This is a genomic window from Curtobacterium sp. NPDC098951 (assembly GCF_044759965.1).
Taxonomy (GTDB): Bacteria; Actinomycetota; Actinomycetes; order Actinomycetales; family Microbacteriaceae; genus Curtobacterium.
Genome location: NZ_JBIWAG010000001.1, coordinates 278,057 through 296,979 on the forward strand (window position 1 = coordinate 278,057; position 18,923 = coordinate 296,979).

An 18,923-nucleotide genomic window follows, 5' to 3' on the forward strand; every position below is an offset into this window, starting at 1 on the left:
GCGAGCGTACCCAGGCCGGGCCCGCGGGGGATCAGGTCGGCGTGGCGACCCCGCGCCGGAGCAGTCGCTTGGCGGCCCGCGCGCGGGGGATCACCCAGAGCGCGCTCCACGTGCCGAGGCCGATCCAGAGCAGGATCAGCATGGTCGTGATGACGGGTCCGTGCTGGTCGCGCATCGACCAGGTCATCAGGATCCAGATGGTCGACAGGACGATCTTCCCCCAGCCGGCGACCTCGCGCTCGGCCTGCGCCTGCACGAGTGGGATCCACTCGGCGGCCGGCACGGTCGACGGCACCTCGCCGTCGAGCACCCAGTTCCGGACGACGACGCTCCGCTCGTACCCGCCCTCGGCGCGCCACGAGCGGCGCTGCAGCACCACCGCGATGGTGGTGCCGACGGCGGCCGACGGGATGCCGAGGCCGACGAGCAGCGCAGGGGTCGGTTCCGTCCACGACGACGCCACGAGGACGACGAGCACGACGGCGAACGCGGCACCGGTCGCACCGGCACCGAGCAGCCGCAGGCGGCCGGCCTCGTCGAGGACTCCGACTCCGTTCACGGGGACGACGGTACCCGGCGACGACGGTGCGCTCACCGTGCGTCACCTGGGCGCTGCGTGTCAGCCCTGTGCGAGCAGCCAGCACATGCCGGCCGCGGCGAACGCCATCGCCCAGCTCACCAGGCTGCCGATGAGGAAGTACTCCGCCTGGTACCCGGTCGTCTCGCGGCGGATCTCCGGGAAGCGGACGATGCCCTTGGCGGCGATCAGGGCCGCGACGACGGGGAAGGCCCCGACCAGCGAGAAGCCGGCCAGCAGCAGGCGCTCGATCGGACCGATCATCCGGCCGCCCTTGAGCAGCACGGTGCCGTCGTCGTCGCCGGCGCGCTCGCGCTCGGCTGCGGGGGCGTCTCGTCTGGGACGTCGTCCGAACAGCCGTCGCCCGCCGTCGTCCGCGACCGTCCGACCGACGGTGTCGGGGGAGAGCCCGGGCGGCAGGGCCTGGGCGACGACCACGTTCGCCGAGTCGACCAGGAACAGCGCCGCACCGACGCCACCGACCATCGCGGCGAGCGGGACGGCGGCGACGAACCCCGGGGCGGACCCGCGCTGCCACTCGACGACGAACCCTGACGGATCGGCGGACGGGGTCGACAGCAGCAGCACCGCGAGGGCGACCGCGAGCAGGACCGACGGCCACGAACCCGAACGACGCCACCAGACCGGTCGTGGCGTGGCGGACGCCCGGGTGTCAGCGGGTCGCACGGGCGTCGTCGTGGCGATCCAGAGGGCGGCGAGCACGATCGCGATGGCCACCGACCCGAGCTTGAGCCCGAGGCCGAACACGGCGACGACCGCCACACCGATCCACAGCAGCACGACCACGACCGTCGCCAGGACGCGGCGTGGTGCGGCGTCGGTGCCGGTCCGGGCGCGCACCACGTCGGCCGTCCCGATGAGGGCGAGCAGGATCCCGGCGAGCATCAGCGGCCCCCGTCCCCGAGGACCCGGAGTCCCTCGACGAGTGCGGCGACACCCGACTTCTGCACGGACTGCGACACGGCCGACGGGGTGATGCCCTCGTCGGCGGCGATCTGCGCCTGGGTCCGGCCCTGGACCAGTCCGAGGGCGATCCGCCGCGCACGCGGGGTCAGGCGCGAGACGACGTGGTCGCGGCTCAGGAAGTAGGCGTTCACGAGGCGCTCCGTCGCTCCGTGCCGGTCCTCGGCGTCGTGGTACCAGGCCCGGAGGAACGCGGTCCGGCCGTCCTCGCGGCGATGGGTCTCGTTGATGGCGTCGCGCGCGGACCACCACCCGGGGCCGTCCTGCAGGGGGCCGACCGCACCCGTGCCGATCGACCGCACCGTGCCGCGGCCGATCCCGAACCGGATCTGCACGGTCGGCGGGAGCGCGAGGATCGCCGCGGTGGTCGCGACGAGCGCGTCGGCCAGCGTTGCGTAGATCACCTGGAACTCGTCCCCGACGGTTGCGCGCAGCGGATCGACTGCTTCGACCGCTGGGGTACCGTCGAAGGCGCGCTCGACGTCGCGCTGGGCTGCAGAGCGGTCGTCGAGGGTGCGGGAGTCGACGAGGTCGACGATCACCGCGATGACGGGGTCGGCGTGCACGTGTTAAGGATACGACTTCATATCGCCGAAAGTAAGGCTGTGGCTGAACATCGGTCGGGGTGGTCGACACCGTAGACTCGACGCGAGGGCCTTTAGCTCAGCTGGTAGAGCGCCACGTTTACACCGTGGATGTCGTCGGTTCGATCCCGGCAGGGCCCACCGGATCCACTCATCGGCCGTCGGCGGAGCGGTCCTGCTCGTCGTCCTGACGCATGTGCTCGATCAGGGTCGCGGTGGCTTCGCGGAGGTCGCGGAGCATCCGCCGGAGCCCGAGGATCGCGAACACCGCGGCGATCGACAGCACCCAGAACATGGCGCCGGGGATCCACGGTGCGTCCTCCGGGTGCCCGTCCAGGAGCGCGGCGATCGTGAGCCATGCCATGACCGCTCCGATCAGCCAGCACATGCCCGCGCCGAACCAGACCCCAGCCCAGCCGACCCGCATGCCGCGACGATCGTCACGGATCTGCTCGTCGAGCGACATCTGGCTGCGGAGGAACTTCACGGGTCGAGACTGCCCGACGGCAGCCACCCACGGCAACCGGGACGCGGTGACGTGTGCAGGTTCTGTTCCAGATCGTGGACGCGACCGTCTGCAGGACGGGAGGCGCGGTGCGGACCCGCACCGCGCCTCCCGTCCGCCACCTGGTGACGGTCGCGGGTCAGGAGACCTGACCGGCGCGCGCACCGGCCCACAGGTCGACGTCGGTGATGCCGACGGAGTGCTCGTCGATGGTGCGGAGCTCCTCGTCGGTGAAGGACGTGTTCGCCAGCGCCGCGACGTTGTCCTCGATCTGGGAAACGCGCGAGGCGCCGATCACGAGCGACGTGACCCGCTCGTCGCGGAGCGCCCAGGCGAGCGCGAGCTGCGCGAGGGACTGGCCGCGGGCGGCGGCGACGTCGTTCAGGGCGCGGAGGTGGCCGACGACCTCCGGGGTGATGCTCGACGCGTCGAGGGACTTGCCGGCGGCGGCGCGCGAGTCCTCGGGCACGCCGTCGAGGTACTTGCCCGTCAGGAGCCCCTGCGCGAGTGCGGTGAACCCGATGACGCCGAAGCCGAGCTCGCTCGCGGCGTCGAGCAGCCCCTCGGTCTCGATCCAGCGGTTCAGCATCGAGTACGAGGGCTGGTGGATGAGCAGCGGCGTGCCGAGGTCGCGCAGGATCGCGGCGGCCTGGCGGCTGCGCTCGGCGTCGTACGAGGAGATGCCGACGTAGAGCGCCTTGCCCTGCTGGACGGCGGTGTGCAGCGCGCCCATGGTCTCCTCGAGCGGGGTGGAGGCGTCGAGGCGGTGCGAGTAGAAGACGTCCACGTAGTCGAGGCCGGTGCGCTGCAGCGACTGGTCGAGCGAGGCGAGCACGTACTTGCGGGAGCCGCCGCCCTGGCCGTACGGGCCGGGCCACATGTCCCAGCCGGCCTTGGTCGACACGATCATCTCGTCGCGGTACGGACGGAAGTCCTCGCGCATGAGCCGGCCGAAGTTGAGCTCGGCGGCACCGTACGGCGGGCCGTAGTTGTTCGCGAGGTCGTGGTGCGTGATGCCGAGGTCGAAGGCGCGGCGGCTGATCGCGCGCTGCGTCTCGAAGGGGACGTCGTCGCCGAAGTTGTGCCAGTAGCCGAGCGAGAGCAGCGGCAGGTCGAGGCCGGAGTTCCCGGTGCGGCGGTAGGTCATGGTGTCGTAGCGGTCGCCGCTGGCGGTGTAGGTCATGCCGTCCATCGTGGCAGGACGTGCGGCCCCGTGGCTCAGGACACCGTCCGTACCGTCCGGCGCGTCGCGACCGCGGCCCCCACGACCGCGGTCGCGGACGACCGGACTCCCCACACACCGCTCAGCATGCTCCGGTCCGGCCGCCGGTGCATCCTCCTGAGGGATGAAAAGCTGATGGCCACTCAGTGGCCGGTGCGGGGTGCGAGACCCGCACCGGTTCGGACGGGAGGCGCGGTGCAGGCCCGCACCGCGCCTCCCGTCCGTGAGCAGACCCGGTTCAGAGCCCCAGCTGCGCCCGCAGGTACGGGGCGGTCCGGCTCGCGGCGGACGCCGCGACGGTCGCCGGCGTCCCCGCGGCGACCACCAGGCCGCCCGCGTCCCCACCGTCGGGACCCATGTCGATGACGTGGTCGGCCGCCGCGACGACGTCCATGCTGTGCTCGACGACGACCACGGTGTTGCCGGCGTCGGTGAGCCGGGACAGCTGCTCGGACAGCAGTTCGACGTCGGCCGGGTGCAGCCCGGTCGTGGGTTCGTCGAGCACGTAGAGCGTGTGGCCGGACCGGGCGCGCTGCAGCTCGGTGGCGAGCTTGATGCGCTGCGCCTCGCCGCCGGAGAGCTCCGGCGCGGGCTGCCCGATGCGGAGGTAGCCGAGACCGACCTGCCGGAGGGTCTCGAGTCCGCGCGACGCCGCGGGGATCGCCGCGAGGAAGTCGGCCGCGTCGTCGACCGTCATCCCGAGGACGTCGGCGATGCTCGCGCCGTCCCAGCGGACCTCGAGCGTCTCGGCGTTGTACCGGGCGCCGTGGCACTCCGGGCACGGCGCCCAGCTGCCAGGCAGGAAGAGCAGCTCGACCGAGACGGAGCCCTCGCCCTGGCACACCTCGCAGCGACCACCGGCGACGTTGAACGAGAACCGTCCGGCGCCCCAGCCGCGCTCACGTGCGGCATCGGTGGCGGCGAAGGCCTGGCGGACGGCGTCGAACAGGCCCGTGTAGGTGGCGAGGTTCGAGCGGGGCGTGCGGCCGATCGGCTTCTGGTCGACCTGGACGACCCGGGTCACGAGCGGGTGGTCCGCGCCGTGCGTGGCGAGCACGCCGCCGACCAGCGAGGACTTCCCGGAACCGCTCACCCCCGTGACCGCGGTGAGGACCCCGAGCGGGACGTCGACGTCGAGACCGTGCAGGTTGTGCAGCGTCACGTCCCGAAGGGCCAGCGTGGCAATCGGTTCCCGCGGTGTGCGGACCGCAGGTGGGCCGGCCGGGTGGAGGAACCGCCTGGTCACCGACTCGTCGACGTGCTGGAGACCGTCCACGGGGCCGCTGTACAGGACGGTGCCGCCGCCGGAGCCCGCGCCCGGCCCGACGTCGACGATCCAGTCGGCGCGACGGACGATGCTCATGTCGTGCTCGACCACGAAGACGCTGTTGCCCCCGGCCCGCAGGTCGTCGAGCACCTGCACGAGGGACTCGGCGTCGGCGGGGTGCAGCCCGGCGCTCGGTTCGTCGAGCACGTACACGACACCGAACAGCCCGGAACGGAGCTGCGTTGCGATCCGGAGCCGCTGCGTCTCGCCCGGGGACAGCGTCGGCGTCGACCGGGCGAGCGCGAGGTACCCGAGGCCGAGACCGACGAGGACGTCGAGACGCCTGACGAGGTCCCCGGCGATGGCGACGGCCACCTCGGAGTGCTCGCCCGACGTCGCCCGCGACGTCGCCGCCGACGGGTCCGTGATCGCCGCGATCGGACGCAGCACGTCGGCGAGCGCGGTGATCGGCAGCGCGCCCAGCTCGGCGATGCTGTGCCCGCCGATCGTGACGGCGAGGGCGGCCCGGGTGAGGCCGGTGCCGCCGCACAGGCCGCAGGGCCCGGACTCGACGTACTGCAGGGCCTTCGTGCGCTGGGTCTCGCTCTGCGAGTCGGCGAGGGTGTGCAGCACGAACTGCCGTGCACTCCAGAACCGGCCGCGGTAGGGCTTGGCGACCCGGTCCCGCTTCGGGTGCACCTCGACCACCGGCTGCTCCTCGGTGAAGAGCAGCCAGTCGCGGTCGGCGCGGGGGAGTTCCCGCCACGGCCGGTCGATGTCGTAGCCGAGCACGGCCGTCACGTCGCGGAGGTTCTTGCCCTGCCAGGCGCCCGGCCACGCGGTGATCGCGCCGTCGCGGATGCTGAGCGAGTCGTCGTGGACCGCGGACGCCTCGGTGACCTCGTGCGCGGTGCCGAGGCCGTGGCAGCGGGGACAGGCGCCGGCGGCGGTGTTCGGTGAGAACGAGTCCGACTCGAGCCGGTCGGCACCCGGAGGGTACGTGCCGGCGCGGGAGAACAGCATGCGCACCGAGTTCGACAGCGTGGTGAGCGTGCCGACGGTGGAGCGGGCGCTGGGGGCACCGCGGCGCTGCTGCAGGGCCACGGCCGGGGGCAGCCCCGTGATCGACTCGACGTGCGGGGTGGAGCCCTGCGCGATGAGGCGTCGGGCGTACGGGGCGACGGACTCGAGGAAGCGGCGCTGTGCCTCGGCGAACACGGTGCCGAACGCGAGGCTCGACTTGCCGGAGCCGGAGACGCCGGTGAAGGCGACGATGCGGTCGCGGGGGATGTCGACGTCCACGTCCCGCAGGTTGTGCTCGCGGGCGCCGCGGACGCGGATGAACTCGTCGGGGCGGGGGTCGGGCATCCTCACGATGCTAGGCGGGTGCGGCTGGGTGCTGTGTCAGCCCCGCAGGCGACGGTCGGCCGCTGCGAGCCCGTGCCGCATGCGCTCGGCGTCGCCGTCGGGCCACCCGCCGGAACTCCCCAGCGGTAGCTCCGTCATGTGTCGCCGGAGGTGCTCCGGGTAGTCCCGTACGATCCGGTCCGGGTCGTCCCGGACCGTCGCGTACAGCGCCGGTCCGTCGGCGAAGAACAGGTCCGCGACGACGAGGCGACCGTCCGCTCCGCGCAGCACGTTCGCCGGGTTGTCGTCGAGCGGACCCCACCACGGCTGCTCCCGAGCGCCACGGGCGTGGACGGTGTCGATGTGCGCGGCGAGCGCGGCGACGGCGGGTTCCCGCCCGGCGATCGATCGGTGGAACGTGGCGCCCTCGGCCACGGACACCGGCCGCAGGTACTCCATCACGGTGAGGTCGGAGCCGCCCTCGAGCACGCGGTGGTCGACCAGCACCGGGACCTGGCGGGTGTGCGCCGCGGCTCGGTACAGCATCGCCGAGTACCGCCCGGCGGGGTCGAACGGGCTGATCCGCGCCGCGAGTCGGCCCGAGGGGGATCGGAACGCGTACGCCCAGTCCCCGGTGCCGCACGGCGTCCAACCGAGGGCCTCGAGCGTGGTGACGACCTCGGTCCACGGCATCTCGGCGGAGAGGTGCTCGTCGTACGCGTCGGCTCCGTCCACTCGACCATCCTGCACGACCCGCCCGTGGGGTTCCGTGCGGACGGCCGGTCTGGGACGATCGACGCGACACGGACGACGGCGCCCGTGCACCACCTGCGAGGAGTCCACCATGTCCGTCCGACTCAACCCGTACATCGGCCTCCGCGACCAGGCCCGCGACGCGCTCGACTTCTACCACGGCGTGTTCGGCGGCGAACTCACCGTCTCGACGTTCGGCGAGGCCGGCATGGCGCAGGACCCCGCCGACGCCGACAAGGTCATGCACGGGCAGCTCGAGGGCGAGAACGGCCTGCTGCTCATGGCCTCCGACACTCCGACCGGCATGGAGGGCCCGGACGTCAGCAACATCTCGGTGTCCCTCAGCGGCGACGACGAGGAAGCCCTGACCCGCTACTGGAACGGTCTCGCCGACGGTGCGCGGACCGTCATCGAGCCGCTCACGAAGGCCCCGTGGGGCGACACGTTCGGCATGGTGACCGACCGCTTCGGGGTCACCTGGCTCGTGAACATCAGCGGCGCGGCGGGCTGATCGCGTCCGCGGGGGCACTCGCCGGGACCGGTCGGCGCGGCACCCAGCACCGAACGCGCGCGGCGTAGCGACGGAAGTCGTCACCGAACCGGTGCTCGAGGTCGGCCTCCTCGAGCGGCCGGACGACCCAGTTCCAGACGACGGCGCCGGCGAGCGCGTACGCGACGACCATCCACGAGGTGAGCAGGAGGCCGACGGCGACGCCCTGGGCGATGCCGGCGAGCGCCATGGGGTTCCGCACGGCACGGTAGGGGCCGGCGATCACGAGCCGGTTCGGCATCGCGGACGGCAGCGGGGTCCCGGCGCCCTGCGTGGACATGGCCGCGGCGGACGCGATGCCGAGCGCGCTCGCGGCGACGAGTGCGACCGCTCCGGTGACGACCGCGGCGATCACGACCCCGCCGGGGAGCGCCGGGTGGAGTAGCCACCGGTGCTCCGCTGCGGCGATGACGAGTGGCAGCACCCCGAGGAACAGGCCCCAGAACACGGTGATCTGCAGGACGGTGCCGAGGACGTGTCGACGCCGACCGGCCCGGGGGTCGGCGGTGCGGAACCGGAGCGGGCCGGTCGTCGACCACTCGGTGGGGATCCGGCCGAGCATGACGAGCGCCAGCGCGAGCGCCGACCCCACCGTCGCGCCGAGCATGACGAGCACGCCGACGCCGGCCTCGGTCGTCCAGGTCGCCCAGGCGGCGAGCGCGACCGCGACGAGCGCCGTCCAGACGGTGGCGACGAGGGCTGCCGCACGGACACCGAGGGCCGCGAGGGCGGACGCGACGACGAAGAGCGGCACGTCGACGACGGCGACGAGGGCCGGGTCGAGCGAGCCGAGCGTCGCGGTGCGCACCCCGTCGACGGTCGGCACCGCGATCCACCAGGCGGCTCCCGCGATCGACTGGACCGCGAAGTAGCGTCGGCCCCAGGACATGCGAGCACGGTAGCAGTGCGGGAACCGGCGGTCGGACACCGCAAGAATCGCGCAACGCCGCGGCTGCCGCGTTGTCCGTCGTGCCGGGCGCGACCGAGCGTTCCGGCTGTGTGCGAGGACGCACACGTCCACCCGCGAGACCTGGAGGCGGCATGGCCGCACACAGCGAAGCTCCGTCCACGTTCGGCTCACGACTGCGGGACGACGTCATCCACGCACGCGAGTACACGCTCTTCACGCTGCTGCTCGGGTCACCGTTCCTGCCCCGGGCCCTGCGGCGGGTCATCGGGATCCTCGGCGGCGCGCACCTCGAGTCGAGCCCGGGGCCGCTGTGCGCGCTCACGGGCGATCCGCGGAACCTCACGGTCGGCCGCGGCGTCTACTTCAACCGGAACGTCACGATCGAGGCGGTCGCCCCGGTCCGGATCGGCGCGCACTCCGCGATCGGGATGCAGGTGCTCGTGCTGACGAGCCACCACGAGATCGGCGAGGACGGTACGTGGAGCGACGAGGCCACGGGACGGCCGGTCGACATCGGCGAGCGGGTCTGGATCGGCGGGCGGGCCGTCGTCCTGCCGGGCACCGTCATCGAGGACGACGTGGTCGTCGCGGCCGGCGCGGTGGTGCGGGGTCGCCTCACCGCGCGCGGGGTGTACGCGGGGGTGCCGGCTCGGCGGATCCGTGAGCTCGGACCGTCCTCGGCGCGACCGTCCCGCGACGCCACGGCGGCCGTCGCCCTCGCGGCCGCGGTGGCGGCGTCCGCGACGGGAGCGTCCGCGTCGGCCGGGGTGCCGTCCGACGGGGTGGCCGACGCGACCGCGGCCGGGGGCGGGCTGTCCGACGGGGCGCCCCGGACGAGCGCGGCCGAGCAGGCCCCGTCGTCGGGATCCGCTCGGCCGCCGGTCGCTCCGGGGGTGTGACGCTCAGTCCTGGTGGTTGATCTGGCCCAGCCAGCGCCCGAAGGACGGCGTGCGCTCGTCGTGCAGCGCGGACAGCGTCGTGGCCGGCAGGCAGGTCCGCTGGACGTCGACGGCCGTGCTCTCGTGGAGGTCGTGGCTCATGGGGTGCTCCTTCGCGTTCGGTGCTGGGTGGTACGCCGGGGGCAAGCGTTCCATTCCCGGTCGTGTCGGTCCCGGCGGGTTCCGGATGGTCTCGTCACGGGGTGACCATGCCGCCGTTGACGTTGAGGGTCTCGCCGGCGACGTAGCTCGACTCGTGCGAGGCGAGGAAGACGTAGGCGGGTGCGAGCTCCGCCGGCTGTGCGGCACGGCCCATCGGCGACTCGCTCGAGCCGAAGTCGGGCAGCGACTCCGGGTCCACGCCACCGCTCGGCTGCAGGACCGTCCACGTCGGCCCGGGTGCCACGATGTTGACGCGGATGCCGCGCTCGACGAGTGCCTGGGACAGCCCCTTCGACAGGTTGTTGATCGCCCCCTTCGACGCCGCGTAGTCGAGCCGGTCGGGAGCGGGCTTGTAGGCCTCCATCGACGCGGTCGTGGTGATCGTCGATCCGGGGTGCAGGTGGGGGAGCGCCGCGCGGACGACGCGGAACAGCCCGAAGACGTTGACGTCGAACGTCGCCTCGAACTGCTCGTCGGTCAGGTCCTCCACGACCGGCTGCCACCGCTGCTTGCCGGCGACGCTGACGAGGGCGTCGAGCCCACCGAGTCCGGCGACGGCCTGTTCGACGAGTGTCGAGGCGTAGTCCCGGTCGCGCAGGTCGCCCGGCACCGGCACGGCGGTCCGGCCGGCGGCACGGATCTGCTCGATGACGTGGTCCGCGTCCGACTGCTCCTCGGGCAGGTAGGCGAGTGCGACGTCCGCGCCCTCACGGGCGAAGGCGATGGCGACCGCGCCGCCGATCCCCGAGTCCGCGCCGGTGATGAGCGCCTTCCGGCCGGCGAGCCGGCCGCTCCCGCGGTAGGTCGACTCGCCGAGGTCCGGCACCGGGTCCATGCGGCTCTGGAGGCCCGGCTCGGCTTGCGTCTGCGGCTCCGGTCGGACGTCGGGGTAGCGGGTGCGCGGGTCGGCGGGCTCGTACTGGTCGGTGGGCATGGTGCGGGTCCTCTCATCGGTTCCCACCCAGCGAACCGGACGGCCTCTGGAACCGTTTCCAGGAGTGCGGTGTTCGGTGGTCGGATGAGTGATGACGACCAGCAGACCCGCGCGGACTTCGCCGATGCCGTGAACATGACGGCGTCCGAGCTCCGGAAGTGGCTCGACACGGACGAGTCGAAGCACGTCGGGCAGAAGCCGCCGGGTGGCGGCGAGTCGACCGGGCACGCCAGCGGTCGGCACATCATCCGGATCCTCGAGAAGCACCAGGCGGACTACACGAAGGACGACTACGCGCACATGCGGAAGGTCGTCGGGTACGTCGCCCGGCACGCCGAGCAGCGGCCCGAGGGCGACGTGCACGACACCCCGTGGCGGTACTCGCTCATGAACTGGGGCAACGACCCCGAGAAGCACTGAGACGCCCGAGCGTACGGTGTGCGCCATGCCGAACCAACTCAAGAAGCCGGACATGTACGAGGAGCTCCGCAAGGAGGGCGCCTCGAAGGAGAAGGCGGCGCGGATCAGCAACGCCGCAGCGGCGCGGGGCGAGCACGCGGTCGCGAAGAAGGGCGGGGAGTCCGGCTCCTACGACGACTGGACCGTGGCGGACCTGAAGCGCCGGGCCAAGGAGCTCGGACTCACCGGGTACTCGTCGAAGCGGAAGGCCGAGCTCATCGAGGCGCTCCGGCAGCACTGACCGCATCTGGCACCATGGAGTCGTGAACGAGACGGGCATGCCGCGCTTCCGACGGATCTGGTCGACGGTGCAGGTCGGCGTGCTCGCGGTGGCCGTCGTGTTCTGCATCGTGATGCTCGTGATCGGCCAGGGCAAGCTCGACCGTGTCTACGCCGTCGCCGCGGTGTTCTTCGGCCTCGCGCTGATCGGGCACAGCACGTACCTGTGGCTCATCGCGCGCAACGGGCGCGGTCGACCCTGACGCGCGACGCCCCCAGCGGTGGCCCGGTCCCATCGGCCTCGGACGGCGCTCAGGCGTTGCTGGAGACCCGCACCCAGTCGACGGTCATCTGCTGCGGGAAGCGGGTCGACGCATCGGGCGAGCCGGGCCACGACCCACCGACGGCGACGTTCAGCACGACGAAGAACGGCTTGTCGAACACCCACGGGTTCGTCCCGACGTCCTGTCGGGTCACCGTCCGGTAGGCGGTGCCGTCGACCGTCCAGGTGACGGCGTCGGGGCGCCAGTCGACGCCGAACACGTGGAAGCCGTCGGCGAACGCGGCTCCCGTCGGGTTCCGGTAGGCGGCCGACACGCCCTGCGCGCCGGAGTACCCCGGTCCGTGCACCGTCCCGTGCACCACCGCCGGTTCGTACCCGACGTTCTCCATCACGTCGATCTCACCGCAGGCCGGCCAACCGACCGACCCGATGTCGGCGCCGAGCATCCAGAACGCCGGCCAGATCCCCTGTCCGCGGGGGATCCGGATGCGTGCCTCGATCCGGCCGTACTGCGCCGTCGTGGTGCCCTCGGTCTTGAGCCGTGCCGAGGTGAACGAGCCGTCCGCCTCGCGCCGGGCCGTGATCACGAGGTTGCCCGCTCCGTCGAGGGCCGCGTTGCGCCGCGAGTCCGTGTACGTCTGGAGCTCGCCGTTGCCCCAACCGCCGCCGCCGAGGTCGAACCGCCAGACGGCGCTGTTCGGGGCACTGCCGGCCGGGCCGTCGAACTCGTCTGCGGCGAGCAGCGTCCCGGCGGCCGCTGCGGCGGGGGCCGACCGTCCGAGGGTGCTCGCGCCGAGCACCGCGGCGGCCGTGACGGCGATGCCGGAGGTCATGAACCGGCGACGGTCGACCGTGTCGTCCATGTCGTGCTCCCTGGGCGCGGTGGGTGTGCGGTCGTCGGATCATGCCCCATCCGCGCGGGCGCCGCCACCCCTCGCGGTCGATCCGTCCGGTCCGCGCCGAGTCGGAGGCGTCAGGGACGGTAGGCGACGCAGAGCACCGTGACGTCGTCCGGGTGCTCACCGCGGTGCGCGAGCTCGGCGATCCCGTCGACCAGCTGCTGCGGGTGCGACCGCTCCGCGACCCAGGCCTCGAAGCGGTCGAGCGCGTCGAGGTCGCCACCGAAGAGGTCGAGCACGCCGTCGCTCACGCTCACGATGAGGTCACCGGGGGCGAGGTCGGTCGTCTCGCTCGACCACGACGTCCCGACGCCGATCGGCAGGTGTCCGGAGCGGAGTGACCGGACCGACCCGTCGGCGCGGCGGAGCAGGGTCAGCCCGTGCCCGGCGTCCACCCAGCGCGCGTGTCCGTCGCGGTCGATCCGCACGTGGAAGCAGGTCGTGAACTGCGCGCTCTCGACGTCCGACGTGCCGGTGGCGAGTCCGGCGGCGGCACGGCGGATCGCGGTGGCCGCGTCCGTCTCGTCGACGGTGCTGCGGACGAGGGAGCGGACGGCGGCGGCGATCATGCCGGCACCGACGCCCTTGCCCATGACGTCACCGAGCGTGAACGCGGCGCCGTCGGGGGTCGGGAACCAGTCGTAGAAGTCGCCGCCGACGGTCTTCGCCGGGATGCACACCCCGATCGCACGGAGCTCCGGCGGCAGCCCGTCGGTGGACGCGGGCAGGAGCGACTGCTGCACGAGCGCGGCCCGGTCGATCTCGCCCTCCGCCACGCGTCGCCGACGCTGCGCGGTGCTGAGCCGGCGGTCCGCCTGCCGGGACAGCTCGTTGGTGACGGCCGCGGTCGCCCCGTAGACGATGACCGCGAAGGCCAGTCGGACGAGTTCGCTCGCGCGCGGCTCGGTCATCTCCAGAAGGAACGGCAGCAGCAGTGTGGCGCAGGTCCCGAGGAGCGGGTAGAGCACGTGTCGACGTCCCGGGCGCGCCGCCATCCAGATCACCGGCAGGACCACGACGGCGAGGAAGACCGACCGCGAGTCGCCCGTGCCGTACCGGAGCAGACCGATCGCCACGAAGTCGATCGCGGGCACGACGAGTTCCGCCCGTGCCACGCCGGGCCAGCGCGCCATGACGCCCGCGAGCAGCAGGCCGGCCACGGCGAGCGCGACGCCGGTCCACATCCGTGGCGCGTCGGTGACCGTCAGCCACGGGGTGGTCACGCTCAGGACCGCGGCGACGACGACGAGCGCGGCGACGACGGTCTGCTTCGCGAGGGGTGCCCACGACGAGCGGAGTCCGACGAGCACGATCGGACCGGTGTCCTCTCTCGCGGAGACGGTCCAGGTCCTGGGGGTCGCGGTGGGGCCCGCCGTGCTGGTCATCGTGTCGAGTCAACCGGGTGCAGCTGAGCGGAGCAAGTCTCGACACTCCGGCGCGCCGCGGTCACCCGATCCGGACGGCGAGCGGCACGAGCAGTCCGGCGACCCAGACGAGCACCATCACGAGCGCCCCGATCGCGATGACCTTCCGCCGCCGCCGGAGTCGGGGACTCGGTTCGTCGCCCCACATCTGCGCCCGGACGAGGACGCGGTTCGCCTGCTCGACGACCTTCCGCACCTCGGGGTCGTCCAGCTCCAGCACGCCGTCGCGGGCGTGCTGGGCGATGACGGTCGCCTCGTCGACGGTGAGGTCGTCCTTGCGCATGCGCCCATCGTGACAGCTGCCCCGGGTCAGCGCACGTGGTCGCGCCGCACGGCCACCCGGCCCTGGACGGGGACGGAGCCGCCACCGCGTAGCACTGACCCCATGTCACAACGGTTCCGCGGGAAGATCGTCGTCATCACCGGTGCATCGAGCGGGATCGGGAGGTCGGCGGCACACGCCTTCGCCCGGCAGGGTGCCACGCTCGTCCTCGCCGCCCGGAGCCACGAATCGCTCGAGGCCGCCGCCGCGGAGTGCCGCGCGCTCGGCGCCGAGGCGGTCGCGATCCCGACCGACGTCGCCGACGAGCACCAGGTCGCCGACCTCGTCGCCACGGTCACGTCGCGGTTCGGCCGCATCGACGTGTTCGTCGGCAACGCCGCGCTGTTCGTCTACGGCCGCTTCGAGCAGACCCCGACGGCGGCGTTCAAGCGCGTCGTCGACACGAACCTCTACGGCCACCTCAACGCGATCACGCACCTGCTCCCGCACTGGCGGCAGCGCGGCTCCGGCACGTACGTGCTCGTCGGTTCGATCCAGTCGTTGCTCTCCGCGCCGTACCAGTCGGCGTACGTCACGAGCAAGCACGCCGCGCTCGGCCTGATCGACGTCCTCGGCGACGAGTTCGCGCACACCGGCATCCGGTTCACGACGCTGCTCCCGTCCACGATCGACACCCCGATCTACCAGAACGGCGCCAACTACACCGGGAAGAACTCGCACCCGCTGCCGCCGACCGTCTCGGTGGACCGCGCCGGTCGCGCGGTCGTCCGGGCGGCGGCGCACCCGAAGCGCTACCGGTACGTCGGGCGGGTCCAGGCCTCGCTCGTGCCGCTGCAGTACGTCTTCCCCGGGCTGTTCCACAAGATCACGAAGCCGATGGTCGAGCTGTTCGCGCTCCGCGGGACCGGCGCGCCGACCGACGGCAACCTCTGGACCCCGGCGGACGCCGGCAACGCGACGGACGGCGGCTGGGTCGCGAAGCGGCGTCGCGTCACCCGCCCCCTCCTCGTGCTCGGAGCGGTGGCCGCGGTCGCGACCGTCGCCCTGGGTCGCGCGCGACGGTAGACCGGGGGAGCCGGTCCCCGGGCGCGACGACGTCACGGACGGGAGGCGCGGGGCGGGTCCGACCCGCGCCTCCCGTCCGTCAGGTGGTCACCTCGGCGACGGACGGGGCGCTCGTGATCGACGCGCCGGCGTCCGCGACCGCGGCGAACGCGAGCTCACAGAACATCGCGTCCGCCCACGAGAACCACGGCCGCGAGAACGCCGACGGGTCGTCCACGTCGAAGGACTCGTGCATGCGTCCCGTGCCGGCGTCCGTCCCCAGCAGCACGTCGAGCAGCTCCAGGCGGCGTGACGGCGTGCCGGTGAGGCCCTCGACCGCGAGCGCGATCGGCCACACCCGGTGCGGTTCCGTGTGCGGGCTCCCGATGCCCGCGGCGACCGCACCGCTGAACCAGTAGGGGTTGTCCGGCCCGAGTGCGAACGCCCGGGTCGCGGCGGCGACCGACGGGTCGAGGACGTCCGGCGCGTCGAGCGGCAGGGACAGCAGCGACGGGGTGTTCGCGTCGTCCATCAGGACCACGCCGCCGAGGCCGTCGACCTCGTATGCGTAGATGCGGGCGTCGGGGTCACGCGGGTGCGGCACGACGCCGTGCTCCGACACCCCGCGGAGGATGCCCTCGCGGAGCGCGGTCGCGTCCGCAGCCAGTGCGTCGTCCGACCAGACGTCAGCGGCGAGGGTTGCCAGGTCGCCCAGCGCCGCCGCGGCGTGGAGGTTCTCCGGCACGTTGTACCCGTACGTGCAGGCATCGTCCGAGGGGCGGAAGCCGCACCATGTCATGCCGGTCACCGCGACGGGGGTGCCGCGGCCATCGCGGACGAGCGTCTCGGTCGGCTCGGGCACGTCCCGGACGAACCGGTACGGCGAGCGCTCGTGGTCGGTCTCGAGTCGGAGCTGGTCGACGATCGTCCGCGCGACCGCGTGGGCCTCGGGGCCGAGGTGGTCGGTGCGGCCGGAGGCGCGGTGGACGGCCGCGGCGAACTGCACCGGGTAGGCGAGGCTGTCGACCTCGTACTTCTGCTCCCACACGGTGGGGTCGTCGCAGAGGTCGCGGTCGTCGTAGTGCGCTCCGGTCGGACCACGGTTGAACGCGTTGGCGTACGGGTCGTGCGCGATGCTGGCGAACTGCCGACGGGCCACCGCGACGAGGACGTCGGCGAGCTCTCGGGCACCGGTGGCGAGCGGCGCGGTCGCCGACGGGCCTGCCGCCTGGACGAGTCGCAGGTACGGGAGCATCTGCGTCGTCGAGTCACGCATCCACATCGCCGGGATGTCGCCGGTGATGACGAACGCGGTGCCGTCGTCCTCGATCGTGATGGTGTGCTCGAGCGTCCGGTGGAGGGCGTCCTCGACCACGTCCCCGGCGCGTTCTCCCACGCTCGACCGGACGGCGTCGGCCGCGGCCCGGACGAGCGCGGAGACGCCGTCGCTGACGATCACACCGACACCGGGCGGTCGGCCGTCCGCACCGGCGCGATCGTGCCGGAGCGAGCGCCCTCGTAGGCGGCGAGGATCATGCCGAGCACGGCGAGCCCCTCACGCTCGGTGTGGATCGGACGTGTGCCGTCGCGGAGGCACGCGCCGAACGCGGCGATCTCGGCCGAGAACGTGTCGACCTCGTCGAACGTCACGGTCTCGCTGGTGCCGTCGCGGAGGTCCCACCGGAGCGTCGTCCCGTCGCTGGTCAACGACCCGGCCTCGCCGACGACGCTGAACCGCTCCGTCCCGGCGGCCGGCTCGTACGCCCAGCTCGTGACGAGCTGTCCGACCGCGCCGTTGTCGAAGCGGAAGAGGCACTGCGCGGAGTCCTCGCCCTCCATGAACGCCAGACGGTGGGTGGAGAGCATCGCGGTCGCCGACACCGGGACGCCGCCCGCGAGGTGCATGAGCAGGTAGCTCGGGTGGTAGCCGGTGTCGATGAGCTCGCCGCCGCCGCTCGTCGAAGCATGTGCGCGCCAACCCATGTTCCACGGGTCGAACTCGTTCCGGAACGAGTCGGTCGTGCGGACCTCGTACACGGTGCCGAGTGCGCCGCCGTCGATGAGCTCCTTCGCCTTCGCGACCGCGGGCATGAAGAGCTGGTTGTGGGCGCACATGAGTGTGACACCGGCCTCGCGGACGGCGGCTTCGACGTCGGCGGCCTCCTCGGGCGTGAGGCAGAGCGGCTTCTCGCAGAGGACGTGCTTGCCGGCCCGGGCAGCGGCGACGATCGCGTCGCGGTGCAGGTGGTGCGGCAGGCAGATGTCCACGGCGTCGATGTCCGCCAGGTCGAGCATCTCGCGGTAGTCGGTGAACGACGGCACGCCGAGTTCGGTGCCGCGGGCCTCGGCGGTCGCGGGGACGGCGTCGGCGACGGCGCCGATCGTGATGGTCTCGGCGTGCTCGCGGTAGCGGTTGATGTGGAACGTGGCGATGCCGCCGCCGCCGATGAGGCCGACGCGGATCGGGGTGGTCAGGGTCGTGGTCATGCGTGTTCTCCGGTTGGTGGTGTCGTGCGGGTCAGGCGGGCACGGGTGTCGCGGCCGCGGCGTTGGCCGCGGCGACGAGCCGGGTGAGTTCGATCGCGCGCACGAGGTTGTCGTCAGCCCGGGTGCCGTCCTGGGCGTGCGCCACCCATCGTGCGAAGGCGTCGGGGGCGTCGTCCGGTACCGGCAGTTCGACGGTCTCGCCGCCGTACGCGGGTCCACCGGCGGTGAGGCGGTTGCCGTCGTCGGTGTACGACACCCGTCCGGTGGTGCCGAACAGGTCGATCGTGAACGGCGTCGCGGCGACGAACCCGGCCTCGATGACGCCGATCGCCTGCGAGGCGTAGCCGACCGTGACGACCGCGTGGTCCTCGACCGCGCGGCCGGTGACCGAGCGGTACACGGCCTCCACCGTCTCCGGTGCGGCGCCGAGGAACAGCTGCGTCAGGTACACCGGGTGGCAGCCGAGGTCGGTCAGGGCTCCGCCGATCGCCGTCGCCGGGTCGAAGAACCGCTCGGGCAGCCACGGGGCGATCGCGCCGTCGTGCGACAGCCGCACTCGGGCCGAGGTGAGCTCGCCGAGGCGGCCGCTCGCGATCTCGTCCGTGATCGCCCGCGTGTACCCGTGGTACAGCCGGGGGAGCGACACGACGAGAGCGACGCCGGCGTCGTCGCAGGCGCGCACGATCGCCTCGCTCTCCTCGACGGTCGGTGCGAGCAGCTTCTCGGTGAAGACGTGCTTGCCGGCACGGGCCGCGCGGGTGATGACGTCGTGGTGCACGTCGGTCGAGGTGGTGATCGTCACGGCGTCGACGTCGTCCCGGGCGAGGAGCGCGTCGAGGTCGTCGGTGTACGGCACGCCGAAACGCTCAGCGCCCTCGCGGCCGCGAGGCTCGTCGTCGTCCCAGACGGCGACGAGTTCAGTGTCGAGGTGGTCGACGGCCTGCTGGGCGTAGTCGCCGGCGTGGACGTGCCAGAAGCCGAGGACGGCGACCCGGATCGGGGCGGTGGGCATGGGGAGGGTCCTTGTCGGTTCGCGGTGGTCGGTGGGTCCGTCCTGGAGGCACAAGGTGTGCCGGCTGGTCGGGTCGTGGT

General features: G+C 72.8%; 22 protein-coding genes and 1 tRNA gene. 7 read left to right on the forward strand and 16 right to left on the reverse strand.

Translation table 11 applies throughout. The features are described 5' to 3' along the window. Positions 1–31: 31 nt before the first annotated feature. The 3 genes from ACIQUC_RS01285 to ACIQUC_RS01295 are packed head-to-tail and all read right to left on the reverse strand — an operon-like array spanning position 32 to position 2,127. Complete coding sequence (locus tag ACIQUC_RS01285) at positions 32–559, reverse strand: hypothetical protein (protein WP_148286976.1); 528 nt, start codon at positions 557–559, stop codon at positions 32–34. A gap of 60 nt (positions 560–619) precedes the next feature. Then, positions 620–1,483, reverse strand: a complete 864-nt coding sequence (locus tag ACIQUC_RS01290) for a hypothetical protein (RefSeq protein WP_402262349.1) — start codon at positions 1,481–1,483, stop codon at positions 620–622. Then, entirely contained in the window at positions 1,483–2,127 is a 645-nt protein-coding gene (locus tag ACIQUC_RS01295) for a SatD family protein (RefSeq protein ID WP_402262353.1), read from the reverse strand. The genes ACIQUC_RS01290 and ACIQUC_RS01295 overlap by 1 nt, the downstream gene beginning before the upstream one ends. Before the next feature lie 86 nt (positions 2,128–2,213). Between ACIQUC_RS01295 and ACIQUC_RS01300 the strand changes: the two genes are divergently transcribed. Beyond that, positions 2,214–2,286: transfer RNA gene (locus ACIQUC_RS01300), tRNA-Val, on the forward strand. A gap of 10 nt (positions 2,287–2,296) precedes the next feature. Here ACIQUC_RS01300 and ACIQUC_RS01305 read toward each other — a convergent pair. The 4 genes from ACIQUC_RS01305 to ACIQUC_RS01320 all read right to left on the reverse strand — a co-directional run bounded on the left by ACIQUC_RS01305 (position 2,297) and on the right by ACIQUC_RS01320 (position 7,221). Beyond that, positions 2,297–2,632, reverse strand: a complete 336-nt coding sequence (locus ACIQUC_RS01305; protein ID WP_402262356.1) for a hypothetical protein — start codon at positions 2,630–2,632, stop codon at positions 2,297–2,299. A 157-nt stretch (positions 2,633–2,789) separates the two neighbouring features. Further along, positions 2,790–3,833 carry an L-glyceraldehyde 3-phosphate reductase gene (gene mgrA, locus ACIQUC_RS01310; protein WP_402262359.1) on the reverse strand — a complete coding sequence of 348 codons (1,044 nt, stop codon included), beginning with the start codon at positions 3,831–3,833 and terminating at the stop codon, positions 2,790–2,792. A 277-nt stretch (positions 3,834–4,110) separates the two neighbouring features. Next, positions 4,111–6,507, reverse strand: coding sequence for an ATP-binding cassette domain-containing protein (locus ACIQUC_RS01315; RefSeq protein ID WP_402262362.1), 2,397 nt, complete (start codon positions 6,505–6,507; stop codon positions 4,111–4,113). Positions 6,508–6,543: 36 nt separating this feature from the next. After that, positions 6,544–7,221, reverse strand: coding sequence for a hypothetical protein (locus ACIQUC_RS01320; protein WP_022906497.1), 678 nt, complete (start codon positions 7,219–7,221; stop codon positions 6,544–6,546). Positions 7,222–7,330: 109 nt separating this feature from the next. Between ACIQUC_RS01320 and ACIQUC_RS01325 the strand changes: the two genes are divergently transcribed. Further along, complete coding sequence (locus ACIQUC_RS01325; protein WP_022906496.1) at positions 7,331–7,750, forward strand: VOC family protein; 420 nt, start codon at positions 7,331–7,333, stop codon at positions 7,748–7,750. Here ACIQUC_RS01325 and ACIQUC_RS01330 read toward each other — a convergent pair. After that, a complete protein-coding gene (locus ACIQUC_RS01330; protein WP_402262366.1) occupies positions 7,731–8,678 on the reverse strand; it encodes a methyltransferase family protein in 948 nt (315 codons plus the stop codon). The two genes, ACIQUC_RS01325 and ACIQUC_RS01330, sit on opposite strands and share 20 nt — an antisense overlap. A 152-nt stretch (positions 8,679–8,830) precedes the next feature. Between ACIQUC_RS01330 and ACIQUC_RS01335 the strand changes: the two genes are divergently transcribed. Beyond that, positions 8,831–9,598 (forward strand): acyltransferase, encoded by a 768-nt coding sequence (locus ACIQUC_RS01335; protein ID WP_402262369.1) that lies wholly within the window; start codon positions 8,831–8,833, stop codon positions 9,596–9,598. Between the two features lie 3 nt (positions 9,599–9,601). Here the strand turns inward: ACIQUC_RS01335 and ACIQUC_RS01340 are convergent, their stop codons facing one another. Together ACIQUC_RS01340 and ACIQUC_RS01345 are read right to left on the reverse strand one after the other, a co-directional pair. Beyond that, a complete protein-coding gene (locus tag ACIQUC_RS01340) occupies positions 9,602–9,739 on the reverse strand; it encodes a hypothetical protein (protein WP_187290475.1) in 138 nt (45 codons plus the stop codon). A 94-nt stretch (positions 9,740–9,833) separates the two neighbouring features. Then, entirely contained in the window at positions 9,834–10,733 is a 900-nt protein-coding gene (locus tag ACIQUC_RS01345; RefSeq protein ID WP_022906491.1) for an SDR family oxidoreductase, read from the reverse strand. An 84-nt stretch (positions 10,734–10,817) separates the two neighbouring features. On the opposite strand from ACIQUC_RS01345, the gene ACIQUC_RS01350 reads away from it, so the two are divergent. The 3 genes from ACIQUC_RS01350 to ACIQUC_RS01360 are packed head-to-tail and all read left to right on the forward strand — an operon-like array spanning position 10,818 to position 11,674. Next, positions 10,818–11,153 (forward strand): DUF3140 domain-containing protein, encoded by a 336-nt coding sequence (locus ACIQUC_RS01350; protein WP_031261847.1) that lies wholly within the window; start codon positions 10,818–10,820, stop codon positions 11,151–11,153. 25 nt (positions 11,154–11,178) lie between these two features. Then, positions 11,179–11,433: a Rho termination factor N-terminal domain-containing protein gene (locus tag ACIQUC_RS01355; RefSeq protein WP_031261845.1), complete on the forward strand. Its 255-nt coding sequence runs from the start codon at positions 11,179–11,181 to the stop codon at positions 11,431–11,433. A 22-nt stretch (positions 11,434–11,455) separates the two neighbouring features. Then, positions 11,456–11,674: a hypothetical protein gene (locus ACIQUC_RS01360; RefSeq protein WP_022906489.1), complete on the forward strand. Its 219-nt coding sequence runs from the start codon at positions 11,456–11,458 to the stop codon at positions 11,672–11,674. A gap of 49 nt (positions 11,675–11,723) precedes the next feature. Here ACIQUC_RS01360 and ACIQUC_RS01365 read toward each other — a convergent pair whose 3' ends face one another. The 3 genes from ACIQUC_RS01365 to ACIQUC_RS01375 all read right to left on the reverse strand — a co-directional run bounded on the left by ACIQUC_RS01365 (position 11,724) and on the right by ACIQUC_RS01375 (position 14,300). After that, positions 11,724–12,557 (reverse strand): glycoside hydrolase family 16 protein, encoded by an 834-nt coding sequence (locus ACIQUC_RS01365; RefSeq protein WP_402262375.1) that lies wholly within the window; start codon positions 12,555–12,557, stop codon positions 11,724–11,726. A 110-nt stretch (positions 12,558–12,667) separates the two neighbouring features. Beyond that, entirely contained in the window at positions 12,668–13,978 is a 1,311-nt protein-coding gene (locus ACIQUC_RS01370) for a PP2C family protein-serine/threonine phosphatase (RefSeq protein WP_402262378.1), read from the reverse strand. A gap of 61 nt (positions 13,979–14,039) precedes the next feature. Continuing rightward, on the reverse strand, positions 14,040–14,300 hold the full coding sequence (locus ACIQUC_RS01375) for a hypothetical protein (protein ID WP_402262381.1): 261 nt from the start codon (positions 14,298–14,300) through the stop codon (positions 14,040–14,042). 102 nt (positions 14,301–14,402) lie between these two features. On the opposite strand from ACIQUC_RS01375, the gene ACIQUC_RS01380 reads away from it, so the two are divergent. Further along, entirely contained in the window at positions 14,403–15,365 is a 963-nt protein-coding gene (locus ACIQUC_RS01380; protein ID WP_402262384.1) for an SDR family NAD(P)-dependent oxidoreductase, read from the forward strand. A gap of 79 nt (positions 15,366–15,444) precedes the next feature. Here ACIQUC_RS01380 and ACIQUC_RS01385 read toward each other — a convergent pair whose 3' ends face one another. From ACIQUC_RS01385 to ACIQUC_RS01395, 3 genes are read right to left on the reverse strand one after another with little or no spacing between them, the layout of a single operon-like run. Continuing rightward, positions 15,445–16,803: a glycoside hydrolase family 125 protein gene (locus ACIQUC_RS01385; RefSeq protein ID WP_402262386.1), complete on the reverse strand. Its 1,359-nt coding sequence runs from the start codon at positions 16,801–16,803 to the stop codon at positions 15,445–15,447. Beyond that, positions 16,800–17,831, reverse strand: a complete 1,032-nt coding sequence (locus tag ACIQUC_RS01390; RefSeq protein ID WP_402262389.1) for a Gfo/Idh/MocA family protein — start codon at positions 17,829–17,831, stop codon at positions 16,800–16,802. Before ACIQUC_RS01390 ends, ACIQUC_RS01385 begins: the two co-directional genes overlap by 4 nt. Positions 17,832–17,862: 31 nt before the next feature. After that, positions 17,863–18,843, reverse strand: coding sequence for a Gfo/Idh/MocA family protein (locus tag ACIQUC_RS01395; RefSeq protein ID WP_402262392.1), 981 nt, complete (start codon positions 18,841–18,843; stop codon positions 17,863–17,865). Positions 18,844–18,923 lie beyond the last annotated feature (80 nt).